This window comes from Mesorhizobium sp. CNPSo 4661 (assembly GCF_057784215.1).
In genome coordinates, this window is the sequence record NZ_JBWGIO010000002.1 from 380,390 (window position 1) to 404,949 (window position 24,560).

Below are 24,560 nucleotides of genomic sequence, written 5' to 3' on the forward strand. Positions count from 1 at the left end.
GTCAGGCTCGTTCGCGTCACGGCGCGGGCGGGCGATCTGTTTGGACCGCTTGAAGGCATAACATGCAGCCCGCAGCCCCGCGTCACGTGTATCTGAACCTCGACGCCATCCGCGGCGTGGCGGCGATCAGCGTCATGCTCTACCACTTCTCGCCGTTCCTGGCCGACGGCAAGGTGCTGCCGTCGAGCTATCTGGCGGTCGATCTGTTCTTCCTGCTCAGCGGTTTCGTCATAGCGCATGCCTATGACCGCAAGATCGAGAACGGCATGGGCTTCGGCACTTTCGTTGCGATCCGCCTGATACGCCTCTATCCGCTCTACCTTGCCGGAACGCTGCTCGGTTTCTTCTATCTGCTGGTCAAGAACAGGTTGATGCCGGCCGAGTACATGCCGCTGTCCGAGATCGGCATGCAACTGACCACGGGCATGCTCTTCATCCCGCTGGTCAGCGATACCTACCATACGATCTTTCCGCTCAACCCCGCTTCGTGGTCGCTGTTCTTCGAGCTCATCGTCAACATCGCCTATGTCGCGGTCTTCGTGCTTTTGTCACGGCGCGTGCTGACGGGGATCGTCGCCGTCAGCCTCGTCTTGCTCGTCGTCGCCTCGATCCTCGCCGGCACGCTGGACTTCGGCATGACCGGCAACACGATCCTCAGCGGGCTGCCGCGCGTCACCTTCTCGTTCTTCCTCGGCGTGCTGCTCTGCCGATCGATGGTGCGCTGGCAAGGCAGCCTCGGCTTCCTGCAACGCGGCCTGTGGGTCGAAGGCGCGATCCTGCTGACGCTTGCCGTCTTCGCCATCGCACCTGGCGGCGGCGCGCGCGTCGCCTACGACCTCGCCGCCATCGTCATCGTCTTCCCGATGATGGTGATGACCGGCGCGGTGGCGCCGACCGCGCCGATTCTGTCGGGCTTCTATGGCTGGCTCGGGCGGATTTCCTACCCAATCTACATCATCCACACGCCGATGCTGATGATCATCGCCGGGGCTGGCAAGGCCTTCTCGATCGATCCTTTCGCGCATCATCCCTGGTTCGGCCTCGTGATGGCGGCCTCGGTCATCGTCATCGCCGACATCGCCACGCGCGTCTATGACGAGCCTGTCCGACGCTTCCTGCAGCGGCAGATGCAGCGCGCCCGGGCCGTGGCTTAAGAAGGGTCAACGGGCAAAATCCGTTATGAAGATTCCTAAATCCATTCTGATCGATCCCGACCGCAACGAGAGCTACGGCGCCTTCGCCGTCGCGGTTTCCATGGTGGCTTTCGCCTACTCGCCCAATTTCGGCCAGATCCTGATCCTCGCTTACTACGCCGTCTGGCTGCCGCTGCTCTTCGTCGACTACCGGCGCTTCACCTGGAGACTTTCCACCGCCTGGCTGCCCATACTGCTTGCGGCCTATGTCTGCTTCTCGGTGTTCTGGTCCCAGGCGGCGGGCATCAGCGCGCGCGCGGCGGTGCAATATTCCTCGCATATCGTCTGCGCCTATGTCGCGGCGCGCACCATCAGCGTGCGCACGCTGATGGTGGGCTCGCTGATCGGTATCTTCGTCGTTCTGCTCTATTCGCTGAGAGTCGGCGCTTACGCGCTCGACATCATGGACGGCACGGTCAATTTCGTCGGCGCCTTTGGTTCCAAGAACCAGGTCGGCTTCTTCTCCTCGCTCGGCATCTTCTTCTGCTTTGCGTTCCTGGTCTTCTACCGGCGCAACTGGCTGGGCTTCGTCTGGACCGCGCCGATCATGCTTTTGTCGGTCTATATGCTGGCAATCGCCCATTCGGCGACGTCGGTGGCCTCGCTCCCGGCCGTGATCGGCATCGTGTCGCTGCTTACCATGACCAAGGTGCTATCGCTGCGCTATCGCCGCGTGCTGTTCATCATCGGCGCCGGCGCGCTGGTGATGGCTGTTGTGGCGGCCCTCAACCTGGGCCTGCTGGATCTCGTGCTCGGCCTCTTCGGCAAGGATTCGACGCTCACCGGCCGCACCTATCTCTGGGAGCAGGGCTGGGAGGCGGCGCAGCAGCATCCGCTGCTCGGTTACGGCTATGCCGCCTACTGGGTGCAGGGCTTTGCCGATCCGGAGCGGCTGTGGGCGGAGTTCTACATCTCGACCCGCTCCGGCTTCCATTTCCACAACACCTATGTCGAGACGCTGGTCGAGATCGGCTTCATCGGCGTCACCTTGCTGGCACTGGTCATCCTGCGCGCTTTCTACGGCCATGTCTCGAAAGTGGTGTTCGGGGAGTGGAGCGCCGATTCGGTGGTGCTTGCCGGCGCGATCGGGCTGATGCTGATCCGCTCGTTCTTCGAGGTCGAGATGCTCGGCCCCTACTTCATGGCGTCCTTCATCGTCTATTACGGCCTGTTCAGGCTAACCCCGTTGCCGGCTTACCGGCGCCGCCGGGTAGCCATTCCCGCCGAGGACGAGAGGCATGGCGGTGGCCGCATGCCGGCCCCTATCTGATCAGTGGGAAGCAACGGCCGAACGCGCGACCGCTGCCTGGATCAGCCGGTCGGCCAGGATCGCCAGGAAGGCGATCGACAGGCCGGCGATCAGGCCCATGCCGGCATCGGCCTTGCCGAGCGCGACATAGACCGCCTGGCCGAGATCGCGCGTGCCGACAAGGGCGGCGATGGCCAGCATCGACAGCGCGGCCATGATGGTCTGGTTGAGGCCGAGCATGACGACCGGCAGAGCGAGCGGCAGCTTGGCCTGCAGCAAGGTCTGCATCGGCGTTGCGCCCATCTGTTCGACCGCCTCGACGACGTCGGCGCGCACATGCCGCAATCCATGCTCGACATAGCGGATCGGCGGCACGATGGCGTAGAGCATGATGGCGATCAGCGCAGTGAACTCGCCGACCTTGAAGAACATCAGCGCCGGGATGAGGAAGACGAATTGCGGCATGGTCTGCAGCGCGTCGCAGATCGGCTTCAGGATGCGCGAGACGCGGTCGCTATGCGCCGCCCATGTGCCGAGCGCGCCGCCGACCAGGAGGCAAAGCAGGACCGCCAGCGTGCAGAGATAGAGCGACTGCACAAGTTGCGGCCATAGGCCGTTGACCAGGATCAGCCCGAAGCCTGCCACCGCGAAGAGCCCAAGCCGCCGCCCGCCCACCTGGGCTGCGAGCAAGGCGACCGCAAGGATGAAGACAGGCCAGGGCAGATCGAGAAAGCCGGTGTAGAGAACGAGGCCGGCCGCGAGCACGGCGACCGCCGCCCGCCAGCCGAAGCGGCGCGCAGCCAGCCCGGCCAAGGCCAGCACCACAACAACATAGATTGCCAGCGCCGATGGCGGCAGCGAGAAGCCCCACATGGCCGGCGTCGCCGAGCCCGAAATGCCGACGCGCATCGGCAAAAGCAGGCAATAGAGCACGGAATTGCGCACACCGTTGAAGAACCAGGCATAGTCGCGCACCAGCCCCAGCAGCCATTGGTTGACGGCGCCCATCTGCATGCGCAGCCCGGTTTCCGGCAGTAGTGTCGCATCGGGCGCGGCCAGCCGGATGACGACGGCGAGGGCCAGCGCGATTACCAGAGACAGGGCCAGCCGGCGTGGCGTCATCCATCGCATGGCGCGCGTCGGCCCGGTCTCCGGCGCCTTGGCGAAACCGATGGTCAGGCGGTCGATGAGGATGGCGAGCAGGGCGATGACGAGGCCGGAGAGGATGCTCTGGCCGAACTCGGCCTTGCGCATGGAGGACAGGACCTCCCAGCCGATATCCTCGAAGCCGCCGATGATGGCGGCGACGATCACCATCGACAGTGCCGCCATCGTCGTCTGGTTGAAGCCGACGAGAAGCTGCGGCAGCGCCGTCGGCACATCGACCTGCCAGAATTGCTGGCGACGCGTGCAGCCGCTCATCAGGCCGGCCTCGCTGATCGCCGCCGGCACGCGGTCGAGCCCGAGCATGGTGTTGCGCACCATCGGCGGCGTCGCGTAGATCGCCGAGGCGATCAGCCCGACCACCGGACCGAAGCCGAACAGAAGCAAGAGCGGGATAAGATAGGCGAAGGCCGGCACCGTCTGCATCAGGTCGAGCGCTCCGAGCAGCACCGGACGCCAGCGCGGGCGAGCGTAGCCGAGAACGCCAAGCAGGAAGCCGAGCACGGTCGAGATCGGCACGGCCAGCAGCACCAGCGCCAGCGTGTTCATGCTTTGCGGCCAATAGCCGGCCAGCAGGATATAGGCGAGCGTGGCGAGCGCGAAGATCGCCAGCCGCTCGCCGCTCGACTTCAGCGCCAGGGCGGCGACTGCCAGCATCACCGCCGGCCAGGGCAGCCAGGCGAACGCCAGCCGCGCGCCGCGCATCGGCGCATCGAGCAGGGCGGACAGCGCGCGGAACCCGGGCTGGATGACGGCGACCACCACGTCGGTCACGGCGTTGATGTACGTGGCCAGCGGCAGCGTCCATTCCTTGGGGAAATTGACCAGCCAGGGAAGCTCGGTTTGCAGCAGCAGGCAAAGCACCGTCAGCACCGCCAGACCGCACCAGGGAACAAGGGCCGGCGCGATGGCGAACCTTTGCGGGGATGGCGCGATCGCGGCCGGCGCCGTCATGGGCGCGTGCGCCTCGCCTGCTCGCGCTCCAGCACGGCGAGCACCGCGCCGGCGCTGAGCACCGTCGGCGGGCTGCCGCCGGCGCCCGGCACAGCGAACGCCGCCACGCCGGAGGCGAGCTGCGGGATAAGCGCCTCGAGACTGGTGTCGGCGGCGACGCTCCGTTCGGGCAGCGCCGCGCCATTGGCGGGCGTGGCGATGTCACCGGCCGTGATGACGTGCAGCAGCGGCATGTCCTCGGTGAACTGCGCGACATAGTCGTCGGCCGGGTTGAGCACGATGTCGGCCGGGCGGCCGATCTGCACGATCTTGCCGTCCCGCATGATCGCCAGCCGATCGGCCAGGCGGAAGGCCTCGGCGATATCGTGGGTGATGAAGATGATGGTCTTCTTCAGCATGCGCTGCAGGCGCAGGAACTCATCCTGCATCTGCTTGCGGATCAGCGGATCGAGCGCCGAGAACGGCTCGTCGAGGAACCAGAGCTCCGGCCCCACCGCGAGCGAGCGGGCGATGCCGACGCGCTGCTGCTGGCCGCCGGAAAGCTGGTGCGGGAAGGACGCCTCGCGGCCTTCGAGCCCGACCAGCGCGATCATCTCGCGGGCGCGGGCTTCGCGCTCCTTCGCCGGCTTGCCCTGGATCTTCAGCGGGAAGGCGACGTTGCCCAACACGCTCAGATGCGGCAGCAGGCCGAAATTCTGGAACACCATGCCCATGGCGTGGCGGCGCAGTTCGATCAGCTCCTTGCCGCTGGCGGCGAGCAGGTTCCTGCCGTCGAGCAGTATCTCGCCGGCGCTCGGCTCGACGAGGCGCGACAGGCAGCGGACCAGCGTGGACTTGCCCGAGCCGGACAGGCCCATGATGACGAAGATCTCGCCGGTCGCCACCTCGAAGCTGGCATCGACGACGGCAGGCAGATGCGCTTCCGCGCGCAGGCGTTCGGCCAGCGCGTCGGGATCGATCACATAGCCGCGCGAGTCGAAGTAATAGCCGGGACGCCGGCCATAGACTTTCCAGACATTGCGGCAGGCAAGCTTTACCGGGCGCGCGGCGGCGTTCATCGGCAACCGCCCGCGCCCAGCCCGGCCCCGCGCGTCGCGGGAGCCGGACCTTGGTGGCCTTCAGCCCTTGTCAGGCACATCGGCGGAATTATCCCTTGGCGCCATCGACCCAAGGTTTCCACACCGCCTCGTTCTTGTCGATCCATTCCTTGACGACGGCGTCGAGATCCTTGCCCTGCTTGTCGACCGCCAGCATCAGCTTCTGCTGCTCGGTCGCATCCATCTTGAAGGCCTTGAGGAAGGCATAGGCCGCCGGCCATTTGGCGCCGAAGCCCGACCAGACGATCTTGTCGACGTCAGGCGGCGTGATGCAGTGGTCGTTGGTCTGCTGCTTGCAGGGCGGCATCGTCACCCAGCCGACATCATTCTCGGCCAGCGCGTAATGCGGACCCCAGAACATCATGATCAGCGGTGTCTTGGCGGCTTCCGCTGCTTCCAGCTCGGCGACCAGCGCGCCTTCGGAGCCGGACGGCACGGCGGTATAGGGCATGTTGTTGTCGGCAAGGATGGTCGCTGCGCGCGAGCCCCAGTCGGACGGGTAATCGAGGAAGCGGCCGTTCGGCGCGGTCTCGGGCGTCGCCAGCGCTTGGACGCATTCAGGCTTGTTCAGCGCAGTCCAATCCGGCAGGCCGGGGCAGACCTTCTCCATGAATTTTGGATAGATCCAGCCTTCCTGTGTCTTCAGATCGAGCTTGCCGATGTCCTCGATCTGCTTGGCCGCCAGCACCTTCGGATAGATGTCGCCGACATTGTTGAGCCAGATCTCGACCGAGGCGCTGAGCGAGCCGTCGGCCAATCCTGAGAATTGCGGAAAATTGCCGGCGGTGACGTATTCGACCTTGTAGCCGAGCTTTTGCAGCAGTTGCCCGGCGATGTGGGTGGAGACATGCGCGCCGGTCCATTCCAGCATGGCGAGCTTGATCGGCTCGTCCTTGGCGCCGAGATCGGCGCTTTGCCCAGCCGTCGTTGCGGCAAGCATCAGCGCGAGGCCAATTCCGGCCCCTTGCAAGGCACTTTTCGTTTTCATGTCAGTTCCCCTGTTGTTGATGGCCTTTCTTCCAAGCCGGTCTCTTCCCACGAGACCGGTCACCCCCAACCGACGCTACCACAAGGCGCCGCCGGTGATCTGGATATTCTCCATGGTGATCCCCTTGGCCAGGTCCGAGCAGAGGAAGACGGCGAGCGCCGCGATCTCCTCCGGCTGCATCATGCGACCCTGGGGATTGCCTTTCCTGAATTCGTCCATCAGTTCCTCGGCGCTGCGGCCCTTGCCTTCGCGCTCGACGACCTGCGCCACATTGCGCCGCATCAGCTCGGTCTCGACCCAGGTCGGGCTGATCATGACGCAGGTGACGCCATGCGGCGCACCTTCCAGCGCCACGCAGCGGGTGAGGCCGAGCAGGCCGGCCTTGGAGGCGCAATAGGCTGGGTTGTCCTTCCAGCCGACCGAAGCCGCCGTCGAGCCGATGTTGACGATGCGGCCCCAGCCGCGCCCGATCATGCCGGGCAGCACGGCGCGCGTGGTGCGGAACGCGCCGGTGAGGTTGGTGTCGACGATCTTGTCCCACAACTCGTCGGAATGGCCGCAGACCGGCTGCTCAGCCGTGGTGCCGGCGGCGTTGACCAGGATGTCTGCCTGGCCGACAGCCGCCTGGGCTTCCGCGAAGAACAGGTTGGTGAGCGCGCTGTCGCGGACGTCGAGATGGGCGGCATGCACCTTGGTGCCGTGGGCGGCCAGCGCCGACCTCACGCGCTCGATCTCGTCGGCGCCGGGATAATAGGCGGCATCCGCCCTGCCCGGCTGCGGTGTCGCCACATAGGAGCCGACGGCAACGTTGGCGCCTGCCTTGGCGAGCGCCGTGGCGATGGCAAAACCCATGCCCGAGAATCCGCCGGTGACGATGGCGCTGCGGCCGGTGAGGTTGGTCATCGCAAGCGGTCTCCATATTCACACTGCAAGATAGCCTCCGTCGACGACCATTTCGGAGCCGGTCACGAATTTGGATTCGTCCGAGGCGAGGTAGAGGACCATGTAGGCGATGTCGTTCGGCTCACCGAGGAAGCCGATCGGATGGCGCGACAGCGCCTTGGCTTTCTCCTGCTCGAGCTTTCCCAGATCGCGCAAATAGTTCTCGGTCTGCGGCGTCCAGATATAGCCCGGGTGGATGGAGTTGCAGCGGATGCCGTAGCGCCGTTCGGCGCAATGGACGGCGACCGCCTTGGTCAAGGTGCGGACGCCACCCTTGGAGGCGCAGTAGGCGGCAAGCTCCGCCTCGCCGATGATGCCGTCGATGGAGGAGAGGTTGATGATCGATCCGCCGCCGGATTTCTTCATCAGCTTGATGCCTTCCTGGCAGCCAAGGAAGACGCCGTCGAGATTGACCGCCATGGTGCGCCGCCATTCGGCCAAGGAGGTGTCTTCTATCGTCTTGGCAATCGCGATGCCGGCATTGTTGACCAGCACGTCGAGCCGCCCGAAGCGCTGCTCGACCGCCGCCATGACCGACGGCCAGTCCTCGGGCTTCGATACGTCATGGCGCAGCGCCAATGCCTCGCCGCCGGCCTTGACGATCTCCGCCGCCGTATTGCCCGCGAGGCCTTCATCGATGTCGCTGACGACCAGCCTGGCGCCTTCCGCCGCCAGCAGAAGCGAAGACGCCCGTCCGAGGCCGAGACCGGCCCCGGTAACGAGCGCCACCTTGCCTGCGACGCGACCCATCAGCGGCATCAACCTCCTCTGTTGACGCAATTCCGGACGGAAAACCGTTTCACACTTTTCCTGGAATTGCTCTGTTCTGCTCCAGCGGCTTGCCCAGCCAATCGCGATAAAACCCTTCGAGATCGGGCTCGAAGTCATGCACGATCGGGTAGCCTGGCGCGGCCGCCTCGACCTCGTGAAGCGTGCCGCATTCAGGGCAGATGAATTCGCGGATTTCCATCCAGTCCGGATCCGGCAGATCGCTGTTGGGATAAATCTCGCGCAGCGATTCCTCGCTGTCGCGCACGATGATCGAGGCCTTCAGCTTCCAGTTCTTGCGGTAGTCGCCGAAGGAATGGCCGCATTCGCATTTCGTCACCCGCTCGTCGCCGCTCTGGCAGATGAAGAGATGGTCGCCGACGGGGAGCAGGATCGGGTCCTTCCAGCCGACGCGGTCCTGCAGCACCGCGACATATTTGAAGAAACGGTCGTCGTCCTTGTAGGCGCTCATGATGCGGCGCGTCTGCGGCCAGGGCAGCGTGCCGGCAACCAGATCGGCGATGACTTCCTTGCTGTATGAGGTCATGGTCCCTTACTCCACGCCGAAGGTCGATTTGGCATCGACATCCCAAAAGGTCGAAAAGTCCTTGGTGAAGCGCGGCGAGAGCTTGATCGCGCTGGCGTACATCTTCTTCACCTCGGGCGCGAAACCGGCCGCCTTCACCCGTTCGCGCTCCTTGGCGATCCATTCCGAAACCGGCCTTGCGCGGGCCAGGCGCTTTGCCCGCATCTCGGCGCGATGGCGTTTGGTGGCTTCGAGATTGGCGACCGGAAAGCCTTCCTCGTCTTCGTCGAGCACGATGCCGAAGATGCCTTCAGCCGCTTGCCTGGTGAGGAAGCCGTTCTCGACGTCCCAGGCGGTTTTCACCGGGTCGCGCTCCAGCACGTCGCCGTAACCGCCGCCGCCATTATAGGAATGGCTGAAGACGTCGCCCGTCTTGTGCGGCGCGGTGATATAGGGCCCTTCCATTGTCACGTGCTCGCCTTCGAGGCGCATTTCCAGCTCCGAGCGGTACGGATTGGTGCCGGTGTGGTGCGCCAGCGGCGCGCCGTTCTCGGCCAGCTCGAAGATGTTCGAGTTGCGCACCGCGCGATGCTTCTGGCAGGTCGGCGCCGGATAGCCGCCGCACAGGCCGCCATTGTCGAAGACGCGCGACGAGTGCTCGGACGTAACCAGCCGCAGATGATCGGTCTTGCTCACGAGCCAGGTCGACAGGAAGGAGCAGCCGCCGCGATATTTGCCGGCGCCGCCGGAATTGGGAACGATGGACCGGCCTATATAGAGCATCGGCATGTTCTGTTCCCAGATCTCGATATTGCCCATGTCGGATTCCGGGTTCCAGCCGACATAGGCGGTGTCCAGCCCGTCCTTGATGGCCAGCGCGCCGGAGCCGGCGGCGGCGCATTCGAAATGCGCCATGCCGAACGGCGTGCCATATTGGCTGGTGCCGCCCATCTCGATCATCGGGCTGTTGACCTGGCCGACAAAGGCCTCCTCGACGAAGCCACGGGCGATGAAGGAGCGCGACAGGAGCCGCTGGAACACGCCATAGGCCGGCAGCAGCAGCGCCCAGGAGGTGGCGGTCGCCACCATTTCGTTGTCCGGGTTGGTCCAGGTGCCGTGCGGCAGTTTCAGCTCGGTCGCCATCCAGGCGCCGTCATTGACCAGGCCTTCGAAGTTCATGTGCTGGGTCAGCGTCACGAACATGCCGCCATCCATGCCGGCCGGCGTGCAGTTCATCGAATGATAGCCCCAGGGCTGCGTGCCCTCGAAGTCCATCTTGATCTTGCCGTCGCTGGTGATCTCCATCTCGATCGGGATGTTGTAGAGCCAGTCGGGATCGCCGAGCGGCTGGTAGCCCGGCTTGCCGGCGGTGACGTGGCCGTAGAAGGTGTGGCCGCGATAGATGCCGGGTACGGTGAGCTGGCGGGTGCGCGCGAGCTGGGCGCGGCGGCCCTCCTCGATGAATTCCTTCGACACCTGCATCCAGTAGTCGAGGCCGATCTCGTCGATCAGCGCCTTGACGCTTTCGCGCATGTCGATGCAGGAGGCGACCTTGGCCTTCTCGTCCAGCACCCAGTAGATCGGCATGCGCAGATTGCGCTCGCAGCGGATAACGTAGTCGCGCCGCAACTCGTCATTCTGGCCGACCTTTTCGGCGCAGACGAACAGGCCTTCGGTGAAGCGCTCCTGGGCGAGCGCCACGTCGCCGCCGGGCGTGATACCACCGGCTTCGAGCTCGTGGCAGACGGCACCAGCCCAGCCGACAAGCTTGCCGGAATGGAAGATCGGCACGACGTCCATCACGTCCGGCACCTGCACGGTGCCGATGAAGGCGTCGTTGTTGGCGAAGATGTCGCCGTCATTGATCTTCGGGTTCTCTTCGTAGCCGTTGCGGATCATCCATTTGATGAAGCGGCTCATCGTGTGCACATGCACCATGATGCCGTTGGAGAGCGCGATCGCGTCGCCCTCCGGCGTGTAGATGGCGACGACCATCTCGCCGACCTCGCGCACGCCGGGCGAGGCGGAAATGCGCCGGGCCATCTCGCGGGCCGAGACGCAATAGGCGCGCAGCTTGGTGTGCAGCGTCTCGAACTTCAGCGGATCCTGGTTGCGCAGATGGAGCTCGGTGATGCCGTCATAGCAGCCGGTCGCTTCCATCAGCCGTTCGGATTCGAGCAGCCGTTCGCGGATGCGCAGCGCAGAGGCGGGTTTGTCCAGCATGGCGTTCGCCCTTCTCAAGCGTGGGTGTAGTGCAGCAGCGTCCATTCATCGACATGGACGCGGTCCTGCGGGTGGACGACGAGCGTCGTCGCCGGATGTTCGATGATGGCCGGACCGATCACCTCGTGGCCGGGCTGCAGCAAATCCATCTCGTAAAGATTGGCCTTGTGCCAGCGGCCGCCGATATAGGCCTCGCGGACGCCCTTGTGGGCCGACGCGGGGTCGGACTTGCCGAGCAGCCGCTTGACCAGCATCGGCTTGACCTTGTCGGCGGTGGCGATCAGCCCCAGCTCGGTGATCGAGAAGCCGGCCTCGCCGTAGCGCGACACGCGGTGGTTGACCTTGGCGTAGACCGCCTCGAATTCGGCGATGACCTTGCGCATATCGTCGGCTGATTTGATCGCTGACAGCGGCGTCACCACCTCGACGTCCTCGAGCTGGCCGGTGTAGCGCATCATCAGGAACGGCACGGTCTTGATCTTATCCAGCGCATGGCCGTCGGCGACCATCTCGTCGACCGCGGCCCTGGTGAGATCGTCCCAGACATTGGTGACCTTCTTGCCGAACGCGACCAGCTCGTCATCGCTGGCGCGTGCGCCGATATCGATCTGCGTCGAGACCGAATGTCGGCGCATGAAGTCGGCGGTGGTGCAGCCGAACGCCGAGAAGGCGGCGGCGAACTGGAAGGTGATGATGTCCTTGAAGCCGATGCCCCTCGAGCAGCCGGCGAGATGCAGCGGGCCGGAGCCGCCATAGGAGAGCAGCGTGAATTCGGACGGGTGGATGCCTTGTCCGGAGATGACGCGGCGCAGCGCGTTGTTGGCGTCGGCCTCCAGCATGTCGATCATGCCCTCGGCGGCTTCCTCGACACCGACGCCGATCACTCGGGCGCATTTCTCCTCGAAGGCCTTGCGCGCCTTCTCGACTTGCAGCACGACCTTGCCGCCGAGGAAGTAGTGCGGATTCAACCTGCCGAGGATGGCGTCGCAATCGGCAATGGTCGGTTCGGTGCCGCCCTTGGCGAAGCAGATCGGGCCGGGGTCGGAACCGGCGCTTTCGGGCCCGAGCGAAACTTTCCTGGTCAGCGGGTCGACCTTCAGGATCATGCCGGCGCCGGCGCCGATCGTGTCCAGATGCAGCGTCGGCACGTTGAGCTTGAAGCGGTCCATCAACGGCTCGTTCTCGATCCGCGTCTGGCCGCGCGTGATGACGCCCATGTCGAAGGACGTGCCGCCCATATCCGAGCAGATCAGCGAGTCGTTGCCGATCAGCTTGCCGACATAGGCCGCGCCGAGGATGCCGCCGATCGGGCCGGAGATCATCGTCTCGTGCAGGCGCGGATGGTTGATGGAGGTCAGGCCGCCGAAGGAGAGCAGCGTCTGCACGCCATATTTGAAGCCGTATTTCTTCGAGACGTCCTCGATGCCCTTCAACTGCTTGCGGCCGCGCGAGGTGGCGTAGGCCTCGATCAGCACCGAATTCAGCCGCGACTGCTCGCGGATGACCGGGCGCACCTCGTGGCTGGTGTAGACGAGGATGTCGGCGCCGGCAGCGGCGATCTCCTCGCGGCAGATCTCGGCGATGCGCTTCTCATGCGCCGGATTGACGTGCGAGAAGACGGTCATGATGCAGATCGCCTCGACCTTGTCGGCGATCAGCTTCTTCGCCGCGGCATGCACCTCGTGCTCGTAGAGCGGCAGGATGATGTCGCCGAATTGATCGATGCGCTCCGTGACGCCATGCGTGCGGCGGCGCGGCACCAGCGGATCGGGATGGTGGTGGGTGACCGCATGCAGGCGGTCGGCATAGGAATAGTCCGCCCAGGCCTGCAGGCCGCGGCCCATCAGGATCATGTCCTCGAGGCCCTTGGTGGTGATCAGCCCGAGCTTGCGGCCGGTGCGCGACAGAAGCGTGTTGAGCATGCCGGTGCCGGAATAGAGCACCACGTTGACGCCCGAGAACAGGTCCTGCAGCGAGATGCCCCAGGCCTCGGCCGCGTCCTCGGCCGAAGCGAGGAAGCCTTCCGCCTCGTTCTTCGGCGTGGTCGCCGACTTGCCGATCTTGAAGTGGCCGTCCTGATCGACAAGGATCGTGTCGGTCATGGTGCCGCCGGCGTCGATGCCGATGACGATGGGGTTGGTGGTGATCTGGTCCACGTGTCGCCTTCCCTTATCGAGAACGACCATAGGCTAGATTCCCGGAGCCGGATCGCGCCATATGCCTAAAGACACAATGACCGCGCGACGCGGTTCGCCGAGAAAAGGGCATGCGCATGGGCAATATCTGGGCGCCGCTGGCCAAGGCGATCGCCGCCACCGGCACCGACCGGCATGTCGACTGCCTGATCGACCTGATCGGCGCCGACATCGCGCACGACCTGGTAACGGTGACGCGCTACTCAGCGACCAGGACGCCCGAATTCGTCAAGCACCGGCGCTTTTCGGACGAGATGGTGCGGCGCTACCTCGACAATTACTACGTCTTCGATCCCTTCTATGCGTCGTGGCGGCGCCAGCGCCGGCTCGGCATCGTGCCGCTGAAAGGGTTGGCCGACGAGGAGGCCAAGCGCGGCCAGTATATAGCCGGCTTCCTGGCGCAGTCGGAGATATGCGACGAGGTCGGCATCCTGCTCGCCGACGGCGGCGACTGGTGCCTCGGCATCTTCCTCGACCGCTCGACCGTGTCGTTCAAGGACAGCGAGATCGCGCTGCTCAGCGAGCGGCTGCCGGTGTTCGAGGCGCTGCATGCGCTGGACATCAAGGCGCGCGGCTCAGATTTTTCGCGCACCTCGGCACCGAGCGGTCCCGGCGCGTCGCCGCAGCAGAAACCGAGCATTCCGGAAAGCCTGTGGCCGGAGCTATCGCTGCGCGAGCGTGAACTGGTACAACTGATCCTCGCCGGACACCCGACCGCCAACATCGCCGAGCGGCTCGGCATCACCGTCGGCACGGTGAAGAACCACCGTCGCCGCATCTATGAGAAACTCGACATCACCACCGAGCGCGAATTGTTCCTGCAGTTTTTCCAGCACCGGTTGGACACGTGACCGGCAGCGGTGTTTTGGCAATGCGATCGGGGCCCGTATTCCGCCGGCAGAGGTCGCAGTAACGTGATGAAGAACCAAGGGGTTGCCCATCCGGTGCTTGACGAGGACGGCGCCGGCAAAAAAGATCGAGCAAGGAATTTCGTGGGGGTACTGGCGAATGCAGCCCGGAGAGCTGACCGAATACGCCATAAGCCTGCTCGAGCGCGGCTATATATGCCTGCCGCTTCGTGCGGGCGGCAAGCATCTTGACCTTGCAGCGATGGAGTACGACCCGCTGCACCTGAGGACGTTGCGCAAGGATCTGAAGGAACTGGCCTTCACCTCTGTCGCCTTCCAACTGGCGCAGAAGCCGCCAGGCAGCGGCGACATCGCGCGCTGGTTCCGCGACTTTGCCGGCAATATCGGCATATTGGGAGGATTTTCCAACCTGATGATCCTCGATTTCGATGACGCCGCCGGCTACCGTGCCTGGCTGGCCGATCACAAGACGATCGCGAACGCTACGCCGACAGCAAAGTCGCCAAGCGGGTTTCACGTCTATCTGAGGACACGCGAGCCGATGGTCTCCTCCAGCCTCCACTTCGGCTTGCGCCGCGTCGGCCATGTCAAGGCGCTCGGCGGCTATGTGGTGGGTTCTCCCTCCGTGCTCGGGGACGGTTCCTCCTACAGCTGGATCAAAAGCCAGTCACCCTTCGACATCGAGCCGCAAGTGGTCGATGATCTTGGCAGTCTTTCGCTGCGCCCGGTGTCGATGCTCAAACATCACTATAACCGCGTGCTGAAGCGCGGCTTCTTCGAACGGCAATGAGCCACATGGCGGCCGACATAACCGTCGTCATCCCGGCAAGGAATGCGGCTGCCACGCTGGACACCGTGCTCGGCAGCCTGGTTGCCGACAGGCCGGTCATCCGCGAGATCCTGGTGATCGACGACGGCTCGGACGACCGGACGGCTGCCGTGGCGATGGAGAGCGCGCAAAGCCGCGGCTTGCCGCTTGATGTGGTGAGCGTGCGCCTGGGCAGCGCGGGCGCCGCGCGCAATGTCGGAATCGAGCGGGCAAGCGGCACATCCATCTTCTTTCTCGATGCCGACGACGAGGTGCTGCCCGGCAGCCTGTCGCTGCTGGGCTCGGCGCTCGCAGGCCAACCGCTCGCCGGCCTTGCCGTCGGGGCCAGCATACGGCGCGCGAAGGGCCGGCCGGACAAGCTCAAGACGCCGCATGGCTATGGCCCCGACAGGCGGCAGAACACGCGCCGATACCTGCGCAACGAATTATGGCCGATCGCCATGGGAAGCGCGCTGGTCGCCGGCTGGGCTACAGCCGGCATTCGCTTTCCCGAGACGATCGGCCTCGACGAGGACACCTGCTACTGGGCGTCGTTGCTGGCGCGCGCCGACATTGTCGCGATCGAGACGCCGGTGCTCCTCTACCACCATGACGAGGCCCGGATGGCGCGGCGCTTCATCACGGCGCCGCGCAAGACCTTTCTGGCCATAGCGCGCGAGCTCAACGGCCTTGCGGCCGCCGGCGTCGAGCAGGGGCCTCTGCAATGGCGAAAGGCCTGGATAGCGCAGCGCATCGCGCGCCAGCTCATCAAGCACAGGATGTTCGCCGACGCGGCCGGCATGATGCGCGCGGTCAAGGCGCATCGGGAACTTGGCCGGAGCTGGAAGGCGGCACAATACCTGGCCAGGATCCGGTTCGGGCGGCTGGCAGGCAACAGGCCGGATATATCTGTCGATCCGGCGGCGCCCCGACGCACGCTGATCGTCAGCTTCGACCCTGCCTATCCGCCTGTCTCCGGCGCCGATCTCAGGACCTTCGGCAATGCCGGCGCGGCGGCCGAGTTCGGGCCTGTCCGCCTTGCCTCGGTAAAGCCGGCCGGCTCGATGCAGCCACCCGACCGCGACATCCGCGTGGTGTCGCTGGTCACGGAAGCCGACAAGCGATCGCATTCGCTCGGCTGGCGACGCCTCAAAGGAGAAAACCGCATTCCACGTCCGGCGCTCGCTCGCCTCAAGGCCCTGGTGCGCGAGTTCCGTCCGGACACGATCGTCGTCGAGAGCATTCCGCTGTTCAAGCTGCTGCGGCCTCTTCGGCCTTTGACCAGGCAGCTCGTTCTCGACATGCACAATGTCGAGTCTGATCTCGCGGCCCAGGCGCCCGGCAATGCCCCGTCGGCCGTGTCGCCCGACATAAGGCGGTTGGAGCGGAGAGCGGCGGCCATCGTCGACCGTATCTGGGTGTGTTCGAAGCGGGACCGCGAGCGGCTCAACGCTATTGTGGCGCACAGAACACCGATCGATATCGTACCGAACGGCATCCCGCGCCCCCAAGGGTCGTTTGGGGCGCTGCCGCCACCGCCCGGCACATCCGACGGATTTCCGGTGATCCTCTTTGTCGGCCATCTCGGCTACAGCCCCAACATCGATGCCGCTGAGCGCCTGGCCCGCATCATCCTGCCGCGGGTCCGGCAGGCGTTGCCGGACGCGCGGCTCGTCCTTGCCGGCCGTTCGCCCGATCCAGCCGTCCGGACCCTGTCAGAACTCGACGGCGTCGTCCTGATCGAAAACCCCGACGATGTCGCCCCCCTGCTGTCGGCAGCGCATCTTTGCATCGTTCCGCTCAGGACGGGGGGCGGCACGCGCATCAAGATCCTGGAAGCGATGGCCGCGGGCGTTCCGGTGATCGCGACGCCGCTCGCGGCGGAAGGGCTCGACCTCACCGGAGGCGAGGACCTGCTCCTGTCCGACAGCGACGAAGGACTTGCCGACCTGACGGTAGCACTCTGTTTTGACCCTGCCCGCATGGCCCGGCTGCGCGCCCGGGCCCATGATACCGCATGGTCCCGCTTCGGACCTCAGGCAATCCGCGACGCCGTTCGCCATGGCCTGGAACTGGGCGGCGCCAGCCGATGAACCGCTGCACAACGAGCCTTCGATGATCCCCAAGATCCTGCACCAGACCTGGAAGACCGACGAAATCCCCGCCCGATTCCGGGCTTATGTCGAGAGCTGGAAGCGGCACCATCCGGACTGGACGATGATGTTCTGGAACGACCGGCGGCTGCTCGAGTTCGTCGCCCAGCATTATCCCGACTTCCTGCCGACCTTTTGCAGTTACGAACGCGGCGTGCTGCGAGCGGATGCCGGACGGTATATGCTTCTGCATCATTTCGGCGGTGTCTACGCCGATATCGACTGCGAATGCGTGGCCTCCTTCGATCCGCTGGCCAGCGAGGACCGGATCGTGGTCTGCAAGGAACCGGAAACGCATGCACGGGTGCAAGCCGATTTCCGCCGGCTGCCCTATCTTCTGTTCAACGGCACCATGGCCAGCCCACCTGGCCATCCCTTCTGGCTTCATCTCCTGTCCTTCCTGCCGGGGCTGGCTCACGCCAAGGAAGCCATCGACGCGACAGGCCCCTGCGTGATGACTTCGGCCCAGCTCAGCTATGACGATCAATCCGCCTTCGCCATCCACCCTTCGGCGTTGTTCGCACCGGTGGACTCGGCCGGACGCAATGGCGACAACGGGACGCCGACCCTTTCCATCCACCATTGGGCCGGCACATGGTGGACACGCGCCTCGGCCCCGGGGTGGCGAGACAATATCCGCACGCAGGTCTACCGGTCCTGGCACCATCTCACGCGCGGCGCCTATCTGAGCGAAGCAGCCGCCAGGCAGGGCGTGAGCCCGGCGGCCATCGCGGCGCCGATCCCGTCAGGCCGCAACGTCGCCATTCTGGTGCCGCTGCGCGACGCGGCGGATCATATCCAGCCTTTCCTCGATGCCGTCGGCGCGCTCGACTACCCGAAGGACAAGATCAAGCTGGTCTTCTGCGAGGGTGACAGCCTGGACGCAAGCTGGGAGCGATTGCAGCAGGCCGTGGCACCGCTGGCCGGCGTCTATCGCGACGTGGTCCTGCTGCAGAGACAGACCGGCGTCCAGCTCGACCGAACGAAACGCGCCAGGCGACACTTGCAGCGCGTGAGGCGCGGCGCCATCGCGAAGGTGCGCAACCACCTGATCGACCACGGCCTTGGCCCGGTCGACGATTGGGCGTTGTGGATAGATATCGACGTGTGGCGGTTTCCCGGCGATATCTTGAGCCGGCTTATCGAGAGCGGCCATCGCATCGTGGTTCCCAACTGCGTCAAGATCGCCGGCGGCGACAGTTTCGACCTCAACAGCTTCGTCAGCGTGCGCCGGGAGAAGGATTATCGCTACTATCGCCAGATGCGCGGCGGCATTCATCAACCGCCGGTACACTCCTACAACCGCTTGCATCTCAGCGACGTCAGGCATCTCGACAGCATCGGGCTCGACGGCGTCGGCGGGACCATGCTTCTCGTCGACGCGGCCCTGCATCGCGGGGGGCTTCGCTTTCCAGAGATACCCTATCGCGATTTGATCGAGACGGAGGGGTTCGGCGTTTTGGCCAACGATCTGGGAATCAGACCAATCGGGCTGCCCAGGCTGGAGATAGAGCACGTGCCGTGGTGACTAGAGCGCGTCGCGTCGAAACGGATTCACGCGACGCGCTTTAGCGCCTTGCTTGATGCATGTCGTTGCCGCAAACCGAGGTCACTTTTGCGCGACATGCATTAGTGTTTCACCGTTTCACGGAAACGGCGAAACGCACTATCTCCTTGTTTTTATGCAATTCCGGACGGAAGGCTACGGCGAAGCCGCCGAGCCTAACCGATCACACTTTTCCTGGAATTGCTCTAGCGCCACGGGTGGCTGCGCGGTGGCCGGGTCAACCGACGGCGCGATCAGCCGGCGCGAAATTTTCCACGCCAACGCGACAGGCGCGCCGATAGGAACGCCGCATGCCCGAATGGGCTGTGAGGCCGGCCCGACGGCGGAGCGGTCCGTGCCGCAAGACGTTCGTGGACGAGTGCGGCCAGACGGACTTTCGGCGGCATGGCCGCCCGCTCCAACTGTGCTCTCAGGCGCTCCGGCAGCGGTTTCGACCGCCAGGCGAAATAAGCCTGATATGCTTGAGGCGTCTCGATCAGATGACGGAGATAGGCGGCGAGCTCCGCCGGTGAGCCGAAGGACGCAGCATCGATATAGCAGCCGTCCGGAACGAAAGCTGCGGCATTGGGCGCGCCGAGATAAACGGGCACCGTGCCGGCGGCGAGCGGATCGAACATCTTCTCGGTGACGTAATCGGGCGCGATCGAATTCTCCAGCGCCAGGCAGAAAGGATACCGGCCTATGGTTTCGAGCTTCGTCTGCGGACCGAGATCGGGGCCCGCGATTTGACGGTTGGGTTGATATCGGCCGTAACAATCGACAGCGATATGCTGTGACAGTTCGGCGATGAATTTGTCGCGACCGCTCTTGTTGAAGCTCGACGACTGGAAATGCACCGCCGGCGCGCGCTCGACCTTGGGCGGTATGGGCTTATGTCGCGCGGCGTCCCACCAGCCTGCCCCCGGCAGATAAGGCGACCAGACGTCCGACCCGGTTTCATAGGTCATGACGATGTCGAAGTGGCGCATGAAAGCCGGATCGGCCAATACGGGATAATTGACGATGCTCTCCATCGACCAGGCGACCCATAGCTGGCCGGGGTATTTGCGAGCATCGGCGATCTCTTCGAAATTCGGCACGTGAAAGATGACGGCTGCCGCTTCCGCCAGCCGGCTGCGGTCGTTCGTCCACTCGACGGGAAAGTCGCATCGAGGAATGGCGTCGAGATCGACGGCCTTTTTGAACCAGCGCGTCCAGAAGAGCATGAGCGGACGATTCGGCGGCATCAGGCCCCGTGGATCAAGCGATGCGCTGTCTTTACGCCCTTGCCTGCAGCCGCGAAAGGATGGCCGCCGTTGCGACGGTCAGTCATGGAGGTCCCTTGAAATCGCCGGCCCTATGGTGAAGCCGGAAAATGTCGCTTCAAACCCTTCGCGCTGCGGCGAGCAGCACATCATGCCGACATCGACCGATTTCGAGATCGGGAAGTAGGCCAGCCGCACCGGCTTCCACTGGCCATCCGAAGCATCCAGATATTGGATGCGGATCGCCTCGGCGTGGCGGGTCAGGCGGATCCTGACGCCATCCTTGCCGGCGGCGATGGCGACCAGCGACCAGTCGGAGGTGTCGTTGGTGACGACGACGGAGAAGTAGGCGAGCCCGTCGGTGTATTCGATGCCGGCCTTGATCCAGTGCGTTTCGCTGAGCCGCAGCATCAGCCCGGCCTGATCGTAGAGCACCTTGTAGTCGCCCTTCACGGTGACTTCGGCGCTGAAGTCGCCCTCGACGGGGCGGTAGAGGAAATGGCCGTTGTCGCGCCAGAAACCATAGAAGGTCTCGCGCCAGAAGTCGGTATCTTTTCCTGTTCGAACGGTAAGCGTGCCGTCGCCGACCGTATGGTGCGGCGGCGGGTTGAGCCATGTCATGCCGGCCACGCTCATCGATTTCCTCCCAGGCTGGATTAGCCGGCGAATGTATAGGCCGTCTTCACCGTGGTGTAGAACTCCATGGCGTAGCGGCCCTGCTCGCGCGGGCCGTAGCTCGAGCCCTTGCGGCCGCCGAACGGTACATGGAAGTCGACGCCCGCCGTCGGCAGGTTGACCATGACCATGCCGGCTTCGGAATTGCGCTTGAAATGCGTCGCGTGCTTCAGGCTGGTCGTGCAGATGCCGGAGGTGAGGCCGAACGGCGTGTCGTTGGCGACGCTGAGCGCCTCGTCATAGTCCTTGACGCGGATGACGTTGGCGACCGGGCCGAAAATCTCCTCGCGCGAAATGCGCATGGCATTGGTCGAACCGGTAAACAGCGTCGGCTGCAGATAGAAACCCGGCGTCTTGCGATCGAGCCGCTCGCCACCAAAGGCAATCGTTGCGCCTTCCCTGACACCGATGGCGATGTAGTCTTCATCCTGCTTCAGCTGGGTTGCGTCGACGACGGGACCGATCTGGGTCTGCGCATCGAGCGCGTCGCCGATGACGAGCTTGTCCAGCCGCTCCTTCATGGCGTCGACGAAACGGTCGTGGATGCCGTCGGTGACGATCAGGCGCGAGGACGCCGTGCAGCGCTGACCGGTCGAGAAATAGGCGCCGTTGACGGCGCAATCGACGGCGACGGCCAGATCGGCGTCGTCGAGCACGACGAACGGGTTCTTGCCGCCCATTTCAAGCTGGAACTTGCGCATGTGCTCGACGCTTGCGGCGGCGACGCGCTTGCCCGTGCCGACTGAGCCGGTGAAGGAGATGGCGTTGACGTCGGGGCTGTCGAGCATCGCCTGGCCGACCACCGAGCCCTTGCCCATGACGAGGTTGAGCACGCCCTTGGGCAGGCCAGCGCGGTGCAGGATATCGACGATGGTCCAGGCGCTTTCAGGCACCAGTTCGGCCGGCTTGAAGACGATCGTGTTGCCATAGGTGAGCGCCGGCGCGATCTTCCAGGCGGGAATGGCGATCGGGAAGTTCCACGGCGTGATGATGCCGACGACGCCGACACCCTCGCGGGTCATCTCGACGCCGACGCCCGGGCGCACGCTCGGCACCGTCTCGCCCGACAGGCGCAGCGTCTCGCCGGCGAAGAAATCGAAGATCTGCGCCGCCCGGATGGTCTCGCCGATGCCCTCGGCCAGCGTCTTGCCTTCCTCGCGGGCAAGCGAGCGGCCGATCTCGTCCTTGCGCGCCATGATCTCGTCTGACGTCTTCTTCAGCACGGCGTGGCGGGCCAGCGGGCCGGAGCGCGACCAGGCCGGGAAGGCTGCCTTGGCGGCAGCGATGGCCTGCTTGGCTTCCTCTGGCCCGGCCGAAGCATATTCGCCGACGACGTCGTTGGTGTTCGAGGGGTTGATGTTGCGCGAGCCGGGCTCGCCAAGCCACTCGCCGTCGATCAGGTTCTTACGCAGCACGGTCATCTTGTTTTTCCTTGAGTTTTGGTCGCGGCAGCCATCGGTCGGGCTAATTGTCAGACAAATGGTATAGTCATTGTCCGGGAGGAGGTCTACCCGCCATCTTAAACCTAGAGCCGGCTCGCGTCAGGTCGAGAACGACCAGAACAGGCAGGCGAGCGTGACCGCGCCGAAGACGACGAAGAACAGGCTTCTGAGCAGGACGTTGCGTCGAAGCTCGTTCAAGAAAAGATGCGCCGCCACGATCGCCGCGACGAACAGGAAGCGCCAGTTGAAAAGCGCCCAAAGCACCTCATGCTGGCCGAAGGCCCATCTGGCGAGCAGCGAGCCGACGATGGTCGCGAAGAGCACGATCGTCGCCCAGAAGATCGCGTCGGCGGCATGGGTCAGCACCACGCCGGCGGCACGGATGGGGAGGATCATCATCAGCATGGCGCCGAAGAAATAGATGGCGGCCATCGCCAGGAACGAGCCGGCGTCGGCGATGCCGTCGAGGCGCTTAACGCCGAAGGCGCCGTAGGGATAGCCGTGCCTCGCCACCGCCAGGGAAAGCGCCATCAGCAAGGCGCTGAAAAGAGTGACCAGTGCGAATGTGCCGAGGGCCTTGCTCATGTCGTTTCCTGTCGAGACGAATCAACAGGAGTCTAGCAATCAAAAGCCGCAATCACCTCTCGATATTCTCGAAGGCACCTACCGCTTGCGCAATCAGATTCGTCGCCATGACCAGCGAGACGATTGCGCCTGAGTTGAAGACAACGATCCACCATTTGCCGCCGGTGAGGAAACCATAGCCGTCTGCAACGGCCAGGCCCCAGTCGGCCGAAGGCGGCTGGATGCCGAGGCCGAGAAAGCTCAGCGTGGCGATGGAGAAGAAGGCATAGCCCAGCCGCGTGACGAGCTCGATCAGGATCGTTTCCCTGATGTTGGGCAGTATCTCCAGAACCATGATGGCAAGTGAGTTCTCGCCGCCGAGGCGGGCGGCGCTGACATATTCGCGTTCCTTCTGCTCGCGCACCGCGGCGCGCACGGTCCTGGCCACCAGCGGCGCATAGGCAATGGCGATTACCAGGATGACGGTGAGGTTCGAGGGCCCCAGCGCCACCAGCGTCATGGTGACGAGGACGATGAAGGGAAAGGCCATCAGCGTGTCGAGCAGCCGCGCGCCGATCGCGTCGACCAGGCCATCGAAATAGCCGAGCGCCAGGCCGATGATGGTGCCGGCGGCAACGCCGCCCAATGTCGCGAGCGGCGCGACCAGCAGGATGTCGCGCGACCCGACGATGATGCGGGACAGCACATCGCGACCGAGATGATCGGTGCCGAACCAGTGCGCGGCGTCCGGCGGCGTCAGCGTGGCGAGGAAATCCTCGGCATAGGGATCATAGGGAACCAGCCGGTCGCCGAACAAAGCGCAGGCGACCCAGAAGGCGAGGATGAGCGATCCGATAATGACGGATGGAGGAAGGCCGCGAACGGCGCGGCCCAGCCTGCCGGCGCTCCGCAGGAAACCGGGTGCGCGCGAAGGTGCCGGGAATTCCAAAAGGTCCATCATAGCGACGCCCGCCGCCGCTGCCGCGGGTCGAGCAGCGCTTGAACGAGATCGCCCGCCGCGGCTGACAGGACGAAGATCGTCGCCATGACAAGCACGCCTGCTTCCAGCATCGGGAAATCGCGCGACTTGGCGGCGTTCAAAACGAGATTGCCGAGGCCCTGGATGCCGAACAGCGCCTCGATCACCACCAGCCCGCCGAGCATGTAGCCGCTCTGCGTCGCCAGCACCGCGATCGTCGGCGTCAGCGCGTTGGGCAGCACGTGGCGGAGAATGACCTGCCGGCGATCGAGCCCTTTCAGAATGGCGCTGCGCGTATAGTCGGCGGCCAGCGCCTCGATGACGCCGGCCCGCGTCATGCGCGCCAGATAGCCGGCAAGGTTGAGCACCAGCGGCAGCGCCGGCAGGATCAGGTAGTAGCTGCTCGTCCAAAAGCCGGCGCCATCGGGGGCAGCACCGGTGATCGGCAGCCAGTTCAGCCACAGGCCGAAGACCAGCAGCAGGAGCAGCCCCGATACGAAATCCGGGACGATGCCGAAGGAGACGCCGGCGAGCACGATCAGCCGGTCGACAAGCCGACCCCGGTTGAGGCCGGCGACGATGCCCGCGCCGACGCCGAGCGGCACAAGAAACAAAAGGATGATGCCGGCAAGCGCCGCCGAACGGCCGAGACTTGCCAGCACGAAGGGCGCGACCGGCGCGCGCATCGACAGCGACGTGCCGAAGTCGCCGGTGAGCGCCGCGCTGAACCATCGCCAGTATTGAACGAGCACGGGCTGGTCGGCGCCGAGCTCTCTGTTCAGCGCCGCGACGGCCTGCGCGTCGGCGAAGGGACCGAGCATGACGCGTGCGACATCGCCGGGCAGGACCTGCCCGGCGAGGAAGACCAGCGCGCTGACCAGCCACAGGGTGAGCAGCAGCGAGACCCCGCGCGCCGACAAGGCGCGGCCGGTCAGCATCCGGCGTCCCACGCGGCTTGGC

Annotated in this window: 20 protein-coding genes; 6 read left to right on the top strand and 14 right to left on the bottom strand. The window is 64.8% G+C overall.

Translation table 11 applies throughout. The features are described 5' to 3' along the window. Positions 1 to 62: 62 nt before the first annotated feature. Together AC0YKC_RS03790 and AC0YKC_RS03795 are read left to right on the top strand one after the other, a co-directional pair. Positions 63 to 1,154 (top strand): acyltransferase family protein, encoded by a 1,092-nt coding sequence (locus AC0YKC_RS03790; RefSeq protein WP_488510163.1) that lies wholly within the window; start codon positions 63 to 65, stop codon positions 1,152 to 1,154. A 25-nt stretch (positions 1,155 to 1,179) separates the two neighbouring features. Beyond that, positions 1,180 to 2,463, top strand: a complete 1,284-nt coding sequence (locus AC0YKC_RS03795) for an O-antigen ligase family protein (protein WP_488510164.1) — start codon at positions 1,180 to 1,182, stop codon at positions 2,461 to 2,463. Here the strand turns inward: AC0YKC_RS03795 and AC0YKC_RS03800 are convergent, their stop codons facing one another. The 8 genes from AC0YKC_RS03800 to AC0YKC_RS03835 all read right to left on the bottom strand — a co-directional run bounded on the left by AC0YKC_RS03800 (position 2,464) and on the right by AC0YKC_RS03835 (position 13,260). After that, positions 2,464 to 4,560 carry an ABC transporter permease gene (locus AC0YKC_RS03800; RefSeq protein ID WP_488510167.1) on the bottom strand — a complete coding sequence of 699 codons (2,097 nt, stop codon included), beginning with the start codon at positions 4,558 to 4,560 and terminating at the stop codon, positions 2,464 to 2,466. Further along, positions 4,557 to 5,618: a quaternary amine ABC transporter ATP-binding protein gene (locus AC0YKC_RS03805; RefSeq protein ID WP_488510169.1), complete on the bottom strand. Its 1,062-nt coding sequence runs from the start codon at positions 5,616 to 5,618 to the stop codon at positions 4,557 to 4,559. The genes AC0YKC_RS03800 and AC0YKC_RS03805 overlap by 4 nt, the downstream gene beginning before the upstream one ends. Positions 5,619 to 5,706: 88 nt before the next feature. Further along, on the bottom strand, positions 5,707 to 6,645 hold the full coding sequence (locus AC0YKC_RS03810; RefSeq protein ID WP_320294280.1) for an ABC transporter substrate-binding protein: 939 nt from the start codon (positions 6,643 to 6,645) through the stop codon (positions 5,707 to 5,709). A 75-nt stretch (positions 6,646 to 6,720) separates the two neighbouring features. Next, on the bottom strand, positions 6,721 to 7,548 hold the full coding sequence (locus AC0YKC_RS03815) for an SDR family NAD(P)-dependent oxidoreductase (RefSeq protein ID WP_320294279.1): 828 nt from the start codon (positions 7,546 to 7,548) through the stop codon (positions 6,721 to 6,723). 18 nt (positions 7,549 to 7,566) lie between these two features. Beyond that, positions 7,567 to 8,337 carry a glucose 1-dehydrogenase gene (locus tag AC0YKC_RS03820; RefSeq protein WP_320294278.1) on the bottom strand — a complete coding sequence of 257 codons (771 nt, stop codon included), beginning with the start codon at positions 8,335 to 8,337 and terminating at the stop codon, positions 7,567 to 7,569. Positions 8,338 to 8,386: 49 nt separating this feature from the next. Further along, positions 8,387 to 8,902 (bottom strand): acetone carboxylase subunit gamma, encoded by a 516-nt coding sequence (locus tag AC0YKC_RS03825; RefSeq protein WP_320294277.1) that lies wholly within the window; start codon positions 8,900 to 8,902, stop codon positions 8,387 to 8,389. 6 nt (positions 8,903 to 8,908) lie between these two features. Then, complete coding sequence (locus AC0YKC_RS03830) at positions 8,909 to 11,104, bottom strand: hydantoinase B/oxoprolinase family protein (RefSeq protein ID WP_320294276.1); 2,196 nt, start codon at positions 11,102 to 11,104, stop codon at positions 8,909 to 8,911. A gap of 14 nt (positions 11,105 to 11,118) precedes the next feature. Then, positions 11,119 to 13,260 carry a hydantoinase/oxoprolinase family protein gene (locus AC0YKC_RS03835; protein WP_488510174.1) on the bottom strand — a complete coding sequence of 714 codons (2,142 nt, stop codon included), beginning with the start codon at positions 13,258 to 13,260 and terminating at the stop codon, positions 11,119 to 11,121. A 110-nt stretch (positions 13,261 to 13,370) separates the two neighbouring features. Here AC0YKC_RS03835 and AC0YKC_RS03840 point away from each other — a divergent pair, with 110 nt between their 5' ends. The 4 genes from AC0YKC_RS03840 (at position 13,371) to AC0YKC_RS03855 (ending at position 18,657) form a co-directional block, all read left to right on the top strand. Continuing rightward, positions 13,371 to 14,150 (top strand): helix-turn-helix domain-containing protein, encoded by a 780-nt coding sequence (locus AC0YKC_RS03840; protein WP_320294274.1) that lies wholly within the window; start codon positions 13,371 to 13,373, stop codon positions 14,148 to 14,150. A 157-nt stretch (positions 14,151 to 14,307) separates the two neighbouring features. Next, complete coding sequence (locus tag AC0YKC_RS03845; protein WP_488510177.1) at positions 14,308 to 14,958, top strand: bifunctional DNA primase/polymerase; 651 nt, start codon at positions 14,308 to 14,310, stop codon at positions 14,956 to 14,958. Then, complete coding sequence (locus AC0YKC_RS03850; RefSeq protein ID WP_488510179.1) at positions 14,955 to 17,069, top strand: glycosyltransferase; 2,115 nt, start codon at positions 14,955 to 14,957, stop codon at positions 17,067 to 17,069. The genes AC0YKC_RS03845 and AC0YKC_RS03850 overlap by 4 nt, the downstream gene beginning before the upstream one ends. A gap of 22 nt (positions 17,070 to 17,091) precedes the next feature. After that, positions 17,092 to 18,657 carry a glycosyltransferase gene (locus AC0YKC_RS03855; RefSeq protein ID WP_488510181.1) on the top strand — a complete coding sequence of 522 codons (1,566 nt, stop codon included), beginning with the start codon at positions 17,092 to 17,094 and terminating at the stop codon, positions 18,655 to 18,657. Between the two features lie 272 nt (positions 18,658 to 18,929). On the opposite strand, the gene AC0YKC_RS03860 is transcribed toward AC0YKC_RS03855, so the two are convergent. The 6 genes from AC0YKC_RS03860 to AC0YKC_RS03885 all read right to left on the bottom strand — a co-directional run bounded on the left by AC0YKC_RS03860 (position 18,930) and on the right by AC0YKC_RS03885 (position 24,538). Further along, positions 18,930 to 19,922 (bottom strand): glycosyltransferase family 10 fucosyltransferase, encoded by a 993-nt coding sequence (locus AC0YKC_RS03860; RefSeq protein ID WP_488510184.1) that lies wholly within the window; start codon positions 19,920 to 19,922, stop codon positions 18,930 to 18,932. Positions 19,923 to 20,000: 78 nt separating this feature from the next. Continuing rightward, positions 20,001 to 20,576, bottom strand: a complete 576-nt coding sequence (locus AC0YKC_RS03865) for a DUF1349 domain-containing protein (protein ID WP_488510187.1) — start codon at positions 20,574 to 20,576, stop codon at positions 20,001 to 20,003. 20 nt (positions 20,577 to 20,596) lie between these two features. Continuing rightward, on the bottom strand, positions 20,597 to 22,036 hold the full coding sequence (locus AC0YKC_RS03870; protein ID WP_488510190.1) for an aldehyde dehydrogenase family protein: 1,440 nt from the start codon (positions 22,034 to 22,036) through the stop codon (positions 20,597 to 20,599). 120 nt (positions 22,037 to 22,156) lie between these two features. Continuing rightward, on the bottom strand, positions 22,157 to 22,642 hold the full coding sequence (locus tag AC0YKC_RS03875) for a hypothetical protein (RefSeq protein ID WP_488510192.1): 486 nt from the start codon (positions 22,640 to 22,642) through the stop codon (positions 22,157 to 22,159). Between the two features lie 52 nt (positions 22,643 to 22,694). Then, positions 22,695 to 23,582, bottom strand: coding sequence for an ABC transporter permease (locus tag AC0YKC_RS03880; protein ID WP_488510195.1), 888 nt, complete (start codon positions 23,580 to 23,582; stop codon positions 22,695 to 22,697). Further along, positions 23,579 to 24,538, bottom strand: coding sequence for an ABC transporter permease (locus AC0YKC_RS03885; RefSeq protein ID WP_488510199.1), 960 nt, complete (start codon positions 24,536 to 24,538; stop codon positions 23,579 to 23,581). The genes AC0YKC_RS03880 and AC0YKC_RS03885 overlap by 4 nt, the downstream gene beginning before the upstream one ends. Positions 24,539 to 24,560 lie beyond the last annotated feature (22 nt).